Origin of the sequence: Micromonospora arida (assembly GCF_003857035.1) — a bacterium.
In the GTDB taxonomy this organism is placed as follows: Bacteria; Actinomycetota; Actinomycetes; order Mycobacteriales; family Micromonosporaceae; genus Micromonospora; species Micromonospora arida.
Map to the genome: position 1 here is coordinate 47,082 of NZ_QGSY01000192.1, position 7,979 is coordinate 55,060.

General features: G+C 73.4%; 7 protein-coding genes. 2 read left to right on the plus strand and 5 right to left on the minus strand.

The window, feature by feature from the left end; all coding sequences use genetic code 11:
• Nucleotides 1-4: 4 nt before the first annotated feature.
• Nucleotides 5-1,168, minus strand: a complete 1,164-nt coding sequence (locus DLJ58_RS18170) for an outer membrane protein assembly factor BamB family protein (RefSeq protein ID WP_124857959.1) — start codon at nucleotides 1,166-1,168, stop codon at nucleotides 5-7.
• A gap of 31 nt (nucleotides 1,169-1,199) precedes the next feature.
• Nucleotides 1,200-2,903: an acyl-CoA dehydrogenase family protein gene (locus DLJ58_RS18175; protein ID WP_124857961.1), complete on the minus strand. Its 1,704-nt coding sequence runs from the start codon at nucleotides 2,901-2,903 to the stop codon at nucleotides 1,200-1,202.
• 146 nt (nucleotides 2,904-3,049) lie between these two features.
• Here DLJ58_RS18175 and DLJ58_RS18180 point away from each other — a divergent pair, with 146 nt between their 5' ends.
• Both DLJ58_RS18180 and DLJ58_RS18185 read left to right on the plus strand, forming a co-directional pair.
• Nucleotides 3,050-3,508, plus strand: a complete 459-nt coding sequence (locus DLJ58_RS18180) for an Rv0361 family membrane protein (RefSeq protein WP_386994021.1) — start codon at nucleotides 3,050-3,052, stop codon at nucleotides 3,506-3,508.
• Entirely contained in the window at nucleotides 3,495-4,700 is a 1,206-nt protein-coding gene (locus DLJ58_RS18185; RefSeq protein ID WP_158629607.1) for a low temperature requirement protein A, read from the plus strand. Before DLJ58_RS18180 ends, DLJ58_RS18185 begins: the two co-directional genes overlap by 14 nt.
• Before the next feature lie 47 nt (nucleotides 4,701-4,747).
• Here DLJ58_RS18185 and DLJ58_RS18190 read toward each other — a convergent pair whose 3' ends face one another.
• The 3 genes from DLJ58_RS18190 to DLJ58_RS18200 are packed head-to-tail and all read right to left on the minus strand — an operon-like array spanning nucleotide 4,748 to nucleotide 7,697.
• Nucleotides 4,748-5,464 carry a thymidine kinase gene (locus DLJ58_RS18190; protein ID WP_124857965.1) on the minus strand — a complete coding sequence of 239 codons (717 nt, stop codon included), beginning with the start codon at nucleotides 5,462-5,464 and terminating at the stop codon, nucleotides 4,748-4,750.
• 56 nt (nucleotides 5,465-5,520) lie between these two features.
• Nucleotides 5,521-6,912, minus strand: coding sequence for an MFS transporter (locus DLJ58_RS18195; RefSeq protein WP_124857967.1), 1,392 nt, complete (start codon nucleotides 6,910-6,912; stop codon nucleotides 5,521-5,523).
• Between the two features lie 17 nt (nucleotides 6,913-6,929).
• The gene (locus tag DLJ58_RS18200) at nucleotides 6,930-7,697 is read right to left on the minus strand and encodes a glycerophosphodiester phosphodiesterase family protein (protein ID WP_124857969.1); all 768 of its coding nucleotides are present in this window, start codon (nucleotides 7,695-7,697) and stop codon (nucleotides 6,930-6,932) included.
• Between the last annotated feature and the right edge of the window lie 282 nt (nucleotides 7,698-7,979).

The following is a 7,979-nucleotide window of genomic DNA, read 5'->3' on the forward strand; positions in this document are numbered from 1 at the left end:
GGGGTCAGGGGCCCTCGATGGGCCAGAACGTCACGCGGGCCGTGCCGTCGCGGCAGATCAACCCGGCGCCGACCCGGCGGCAGTCGGTCACACCCGCCGGGAGCACAGCGGACACCCGATGACCGTCGCGTCCCACCGTCGCGATCAGGGAGCGCCTGCCGTCCGCCGCCATCCCCAGCACCACCAGGGGTTCCGCAGCGGCCCGTGGGCCAGCCACCGTTCGCCACCGCGCCCCGGCCGGCCACGTCCACACTCGCACCCCGGTGCCCGGGTCGATCGCCCAGCGTCCCTGCTCGTCCTGCCCGCAGATCAGACCCTGGCAGGGACGCAGGATCAGCTCACCCGGCTGCACCGGCACCTGCCAGCGTTGCGCCAGCCAGGGTAGGTCGTAGCCGGTCAGCGCCATCGCGCCGCCGCTCGGGTGGCGCAGCACCAGGTGCGCGCCGACGACCTGGGGATTGTCCGGGCCGTAGTCGGCCGGCGGAAGCTGGCCCCGCCCGCGTTCGGTGCCGTCACGGGCGTCGAGCAGCCGGGCAAGCCCGTCGTCCTGCACCAGCAGCACCCGCCCGGGCAGCGCCCGCAGCACCGCCGTGGAAGGCAGCGGGACCGACCACCGGGTCGCGCCGGTGGCAGGGTCGACGCCGTGCACCGTGCCCTCGACCCGCCGACCCGGTTCGGAGGCGCTGCGCACCTCGCTCACCGCGACCGCCTCGTTCCCGGCCGCGTACACCCGCTCGGGTCGCCGCCACACCGGCTGGCCGGTACGCAACGACCGCGCGGTGGTCACCCGCGCCCCGAGCGCCTGGTCGCGCTCGACCAGCAGCAGCAAATCACCCGCGGCCTCGGCGGACCACCCGGCGGCGGGCGGCACGGTGACCCGCCAGCGCGGCGGGCCGTCCGGCGCGGCCGAGTCGTAGGCGCTCAGCGTCGGCGGGTTCGGCTCGGGATCGACGACCAGCAGCAGCGGCCCCGCGCCGAGCACGGTCGCCCGGGCGGGCAGCGCCGGCCCGAGCTGAGGCGTCAGGCGCGCGGCCGGGGCGGCACCGCCGAGCAGGACACAGGCCGCCACCAGCGCCGCCACCCGCCACCGGCGGGACACCTGCGGAGGCGGGCGGCGCTCCTCCAGGGGCGCGCCCCGGTCGTCACCCAGCTCGATCAGCACCGACATGAGCGCCCACCTGTCCGCTCGCGCCGGCCGGTCAGCAGAGCAGGTCGAGGTGGTGGTGGGCGTCCTCGGCGATCTCCTCGTGCCGCAGCCAGCGGCGCGCCCACAGTCGGGCGGCCAACTCCGCCTGCTCGTCGCCCCACGCGGCGTGCTCGACGAGCAACGCGGTGGTCAGCGCGTGCGCCAGGCGCAACGCCAGACCGCGGGCGCCCGCGAGCACCGCCGACGCCCCCGGGTCGACGGTCACCGCGGTGATGGTCTCCGCCAACTGCGCGGCGGCGGTGGCCAGGGTGTCGGCCAGCACCGGCGACAGCGGCCGAGCCAGGTCGACGGCGGCGGTCAGCCGGCTCAGCAGCGGCGCACCCGCGTCCTCCCGGGTCAACGCGCGCAGCACGTCCAGGGCCAGCACATTGGTGGTGCCCTCCCAGATCGGCAGCACCTGGGCGTCACGCAGCAGCCGGGGAACGCCGGTGTCCTCCACGTAGCCGGCACCGCCGAAGCTCTCCACGTACTCGCTGGCGGAGCTGACGGCGAGCCGACCGGTGGCCAGCTTCGCCAACGGCGCCACGATGCGCAGCTCGGCCGCGGCCTCCGGGTCGGCGCCGACCTCGACCCGCCCGAGCAGGGCGAAGGCGTGCCCGGCAAGGGCGAACGCACCCGCCGCGTCGACCGCGAGGGTGCCCAGGGTGGCCCGGTGCAGGGGCGAGGACACCAGCGGGCCGCCGGCGACGTGCCGCACCTCGGCGTACGCGCGGGCGTAGGCGAGACCCCGTCGCATCCCGCCGGCCGCCGCCGCGGCGTTGTGCACCCGCGTCACCACGACCAGGGTCATCGCCCGGACCAGACCGGGCGCCGCCGGGTCACCCAGTGGAAGGGCGTACGCGTCGCGCAGGCCGATCTCGGCGGTGGGCAGCGCCCGGGTGCCGAGCTTGTCCTTGAGCCGGTGCACTGTGACACCCGGTGCGGGTGCGCCCGGCGCCGCGCCGTCGGCCAGCGGTGAGTCGACGGCGTACCGGGGAACGAGGAACGGGGCGAGCACCCGGCTGCCCCGCCCGGCGCCCTCCGGCCGGGCCAGCGCCACCGCCATCGCCGCGTCGGCGGCGGAGCAGAACCACTTCTCGCCGGTCAGCCGCCACGAACCGTCCGCCGCGGGGCGGCCGAGCGTGCTGGAGCGGCCCAGATCGGAGCCGCCCTGCGACTCGGTCATCCACTGCCCGCTGGTGATCGCCGTTGCCGGGTCCGTGGAGATCAGCCGGGGCAGCCACGCGTCGCGGACAGTGGCGTCGACGTCGGGCATGCTGAGCAGCGCCGCCGCCCCGTCGGCCATCGCCACCGGGCAGGAGAACGTCGCCGACTCCGGCCCGTACAGGTGCAGCAGGGCGTGCTGGACGACCCGCGCGGCGGCACCCCAGGTGCCCCGGGCGTCCGACAGGTAGGGCAGCGCCACCACGGCGTGTCGGGCGGCGGCGGCGCGTTGCGCCTGCCAACCGGCGGAGGTGTCGATGCGGTCGATCCGGGCACCCCACGGGTCGTAGCGGACCAGCGTGGGCGGGTGCGCCTCCGCGTCGGCGTGCGCCGCGCGCAGCGGCCCGGTGACGTCGGCGGCCAGGTCCGCGAGACGGCCCTTCGCGGCGGCGTGCCCGCCCGGGCCGAGGTGACGCTCCAGCCAGGACCGCAGCAGGCCATCACCGGCGTACGGGTCGACGGGGGGTGGTACCGGCTGCACGAAGCGGCTCATCGATCGGCTCCTGGCACTGCTCGGGGGTGTGCGCCGACGGTAGACGATGCGAGGCCGCCGCGAACAGGGCACACCCGCGCATCGGGCGCACCCAGTTTCCGGCTTGTCGCCCGTCGGCGTGAGCGTCTTCTCTACGGTCGGTAGTCGTGGGTGCGGGCCAGTCGTGGAGCCGACCGGCCCGGCGTCACCGCCCGATGCGCACCGGGTTGGCGTTCGCCGGGTTCGGCGTGGCGCTGTGCTGCGTGGGGGTGGCCGGGTTGGGCGCCTGGAACCTACAGACCGTCCGGCAGGCCGCCGGCCCGATCCGGGAGACCGCCGACGGTTTCCTCAGCGAGGTGGCCCTCGGCGACAGTGACCGGGCGTACGAGCGGCTCTGCGAGGACGCGCGCAGCCGCTGGAGCGCGATCGGCTTCACCAGTTGGGTGCGGACACCACCGATGGTCACCGACTACGAGATCACCGACGTGTCGGTCGCCACCCGCAGCGGACGACCGCACGGCACGGTGACCGTGAAGGTGACCCGCGACGGCGGAATCAGCGAAGAACGTCGCCTGCCGGTGGTCCGTGAGGACGGGGACTGGCGGGTGTGCGGTGACCCCTTCTGAACCCCCGGTCGCCGCCCCGGTACGCCCACAGCTGCTGCGACCACGCGAGGGGGTGCAGCCGACCACCTCGACGGAACTCTTCTTCGATCTGGTCTTCATCTTCACCATCACCCAGTTGTCGCACTACCTGATCGCGCACCTGGACTGGCGGGGCGCCGGGCGTACCGCCCTGTTGCTGGCGCTGGTGTGGTTCGTCTGGGTCTACACCACCTGGGTGACCAACTGGCTGCAACCGGACCAGGGGCCGGTGCGGACGATGCTGATCGGGGTGACGCTGGGCAGCCTGCTGTTGTCGGCGGCGATCCCGGAGGCGTTCGGCTCGACCGGTCTGCTCTTCGCGGTGGTCTACGTGACCGTGCAGGTGGGACGCACCCTGTTCTCGTTGTGGGCGGTACAGGGCAGCCCGTGGCTGGTCGCCGGCTTCCGGCAGTCGCTGCCGTGGATCGCCGGGACGTCGCTGCTCATGCTCCTCGGTGGCCTGGTCGGCGGGGCCGCGCGCGAGGCCGTGTGGGCGGCGGTGATCGTGATCGACGTGGTCGGCCTCTCGATCGGCTATCCGCTGCCGCGACGAGGGCGCAGCCGACCCGAGCGGTGGATGGTGGAGGGCGGGCACCTGGCCGAACGGTGCGCGGCCTTCGTCCTGATCGCGCTGGGGGAGTCGATCCTGGTCACCGGCAGCACCCTCACCTCGCACGTGGACCTGGTGACGTCCGGGGCGTTCCTGCTGGCGTTCGGCGGTTCGGTGGCGCTGTGGTGGGTGTACTTCGCCCGCTCGGCCTCGGCCGCCACGGAGGTCATCGCCCACGCCGGAGAGCGCACCGGCGCGTTGAGTCGAGTCGCGTTCAACTACCTGCACCCGGTGATCGTCGCCGGGGTCGTCGTCACGTCGGCGGCCGACGAGCGGTTGCTGCGGGAACCGGGCGCGCCGGCCACCACGGTCGACGTGCTGCTGACCCTCGGTGGTCCCGCGCTGTTCCTGGCCGGGCACGCCGCCTACAAGGCGCTGCTGTGGCGGACCCTGCCGATCAGCCGGCTCACCGCGGTGGTGGTCCTGCTGGCGTTGATGCCGGTCAGTGTGGTGCTGGGGGCACCCGTCGCGGTGTGCGCCGCGGTGGCGTTGGCGGTGACGGTCGCCGTGATCCTGACCGACCGGTTCCGGGTGCGGGCCGCCGCGGCCCGGCAGCGGTCCTGACCGTCCGGGGCACCGGGTCGGTTTCGGCGACAGCGGTGGTGGGCGCCTCAGTCGCGGGGGCCGAGGTCGCCGCTGCGGTAGTGCCGGCGGCAGAGCACCTGGTAGCGCACCTCGGCGGTGTCGACGGTGTCGCCGATGACGACCTGGGCGCCCTCACGGACGACCCGCCCGTCGACGACCCGGGCGTTGAGCAACCCTTCGCGGCCGCACCAGCAGAGCACCTCGACCTGGATGCGGGCCACCTCGTCGGCCAGCTCGAACAGGCGTTGCGTGGCGGGGAACAGCCGCGAGCGGAAGTCGGTGGCCAGGCCGAACGCGAACACGTCGACGTCGTAGCTGTCCACCAGCTCGGCCATCTGCTCGACGTGCTCGACGGTGTAGAAGCACGCCTCGTCGCAGATCAGGTAGTCGACGCGTACCCCGTCGGCCCACCGGCCGCGCACCAGGGCCCGCAGGTCCAGGTCGTCGGTGACCTCGATGGCCTCGTGGGCCAGACCGATGCGGGTGGTGACCTGCGGTCCCAGCGACCGGTCGATGCGGGTGGTGACCAGCCCGCGCCGGCCCTGCCGGGCGTGGTTGTAGTTCATCTGCAACGCCATCGTGGACTTGCCGCAGTCCATCGGCCCCCAGAAGAACTTCAACGCCGCCGCGTGCACCGGACGCCCGTCGAGCCCGCGCGCGGCCGCGCACCCGGCCGGGGGGTGTGGCTGGCCGGGGAACGGGTGGGCCAGGCAGGTCGGGGCGGGCGCGGCGTCGTCGGTCACGGTCGGGCAGCCTAGCCGATCGACCGTTCCTGATCCGTCGGACGCGGGGAGCGTGCTCAGAGCACCCGGGGTGGGGTGTTGCCCGCGGCCACGATGGCACGGCGGATCGGTACGGCGGCGAGGAGCAGGAACCCGACCACGAAGAAGATCAGCAGTGAGACCAGGCCCACCCGGTAGGAGGAGGTGAGCTGGAACACCAGGCCGAAGGCGAGCGGGCCGAGCCAGCTGGTGCCCTTGTCGCTGATCTCGTAGAAGCCGTAGTACTCGCCTTCCTTGCCGGCCGGGATGAGCTGGCTGAACAACGACCGGCTGAGCGCCTGGCTGCCGCCGAGGACCAGGCCGATGGCCGCGCCGAGGACCATGAACGGCAGCGGCGCCTCGGCGGGAAGCCGGAACGCGGCGATGATCACACCGGTCCAGAGGACCAGGCTGAGCAGCACTGTCTTCCAGGCGCCGATGCGCTTGGCCAGCGCTCCCAGGCTCAATGCGCCGCCGAAGGCGAGGAACTGCACCAGCAGGATCGTGATGATCAGGGTGCTCTGCTCCAGGCGCAGCTCTTCGGTGCCGTACTGGCTGGCCAGGGTGATGACGGTCTGGATGCCGTCGTTGTAGACCAGGAACGCCAGCAGGAAGTACAGCGTCAGCGGGTACGCCTTGACCTCGCGCATGGTGCGGGCGAGTTGCCGGAACCCGTCGGTGAGCACGTTGCCGCCAGTGGCCAGGGCCGCGACGCTGGGGCGCTCGCGCAGCCAGCGCAGCGGCACCAGCGTGAACAACGCCCACCACACGCCGGCGGACACGATCGACCAGCGAGCCAGGTCCAGGGTGCGTTGGGGGTTGTCGCCCTCGTCGAGCAGGGTGATCGCGACGAGGTTGAGGGCCAGCAGCAGGCCGCCGCCGAGGTAGCCCAGCGCCCAGCCGCGACTGGAGATGCCGTCGCGTTCGTCGGGGCCGCCGAGCTGCGGCAGGAACGAGTTGTAGACCACGATCGCCGCGCCGAAGGAGATGTTGGCGACCAGGAAGAGCGCCCCGCCGAGCAGGTAGCGGTCACCGGTGACGAAGGCCATCGCGATGGTGGCGCCTGCGCCGGTGAACGCGGCGCCGCCGAGCAGCCGCTTCTTGTGTGCCGAGCGGTCGGCGATCGCCCCGATGACCGGCAGCACGAACACGGTGAGGAACACCGACAGCGAGATCAGGTACGGGTAGTAGGACCCGGCGGCGATCTTGATGCCCAGTGGGTAGACGGAGCCGTCGCAGGAGTCCGCGCCGAGTTCGCAGCCGGCCGCCAATTCGGCGACGGTGGTCAGGAACGGGCCGAGGAACACGGTGATCACGGTGGTCTGGAACGCGGAGTTGGCCCAGTCGTAGATGTACCAGCCCCTGCGCTCCCGGCGGGTGCTCGCCGGAGGCGGGGTGTCGTCCACCGTGGGGGTCACGGTCTCGGCCATCGGGGGTCCTTCGATGGTCAGGCGGCCCAGTGGCCGCGGCTGCGATAGACGTCGCGCAGCACGCCGACGTGATCGGTCATGATGCCATCCACGCCACGATCCAGTAAGTCGTGCATCTGGGCTGGTTCGTCGATCGTCCAGACGTGCACCTGAAGGCCGATCCGGTGGCAGTAGTCGAGGAACCGGCGGTCCACCACCGGCACCCGCCCGTAGTGTGGCGGCACCTGCGCGGCGACCACCGACGGCGGCAGCCGCAGTGGCCGCCCGTGCAGGGAGGCCAGCCGCAGCCGGGCGACGCCGCGCATGCCCAGGCTGGTGGCGACCCGGCCCTCGGTGAGCGCCCGCAGCCGGGTCAGCCGGGCATCGCTGAACGAGGCGAGGAGCACCCGGTCGCCGGCGCCGGCCCTGGTCACGGTCGCGACCGTCGGCTCGACGCCGCCGTCGGCCTTCACGTCGATGTTGAAGCGAACCTGCGGCCACGCCCCCAACACCTCGTCGAGCCGGGGTACGACGGCAGCGCCGCCGACGCGTACCGAGGCGAGGTCTGCCCAGCTCATGTCGGCGATGCGTCCCGCCTCACCGGTGACCCGGCGCAACGTCGGGTCGTGGAAGATCACCGCCACGCCGTCGGCGGTGGCGTGCACGTCGGTCTCCACGTACCGGTAGCCCAGCCCGATGGCCCGGGCGAACGCCTCGGTGGTGTTCTCGTCGCCCTCGGCGGCGCCGCCACGGTGGGCGAACGCCAGCGGCGCGGGCGCGTCGAGGTAGCCGAATCGGGTCAACACGCGACGCAGTATGCCCGTCGCCGGTGGCGCATGGGTGGCCTGCCGGCGAAGATCAGGCCTGGGACGCCGGGGAGGTGGCACGGGTGGTTGCCGTGGTCGGCGGGTGTCCCTGTCCGCGGTGGCGGCAGGCGCGACGTCGGCATGCCCGTCGGCCGCACGCTCCCGCCGGACCGGCCTGCGGCCCCCACCCCCGGATGCCCGTCCTTCGTCCTTTGCTCTGCACCCGCGGAGTCGCCAATCACCGTCAGTAGCTGGTGCGTCCGCGGGTGCAGAGCAAAGGGC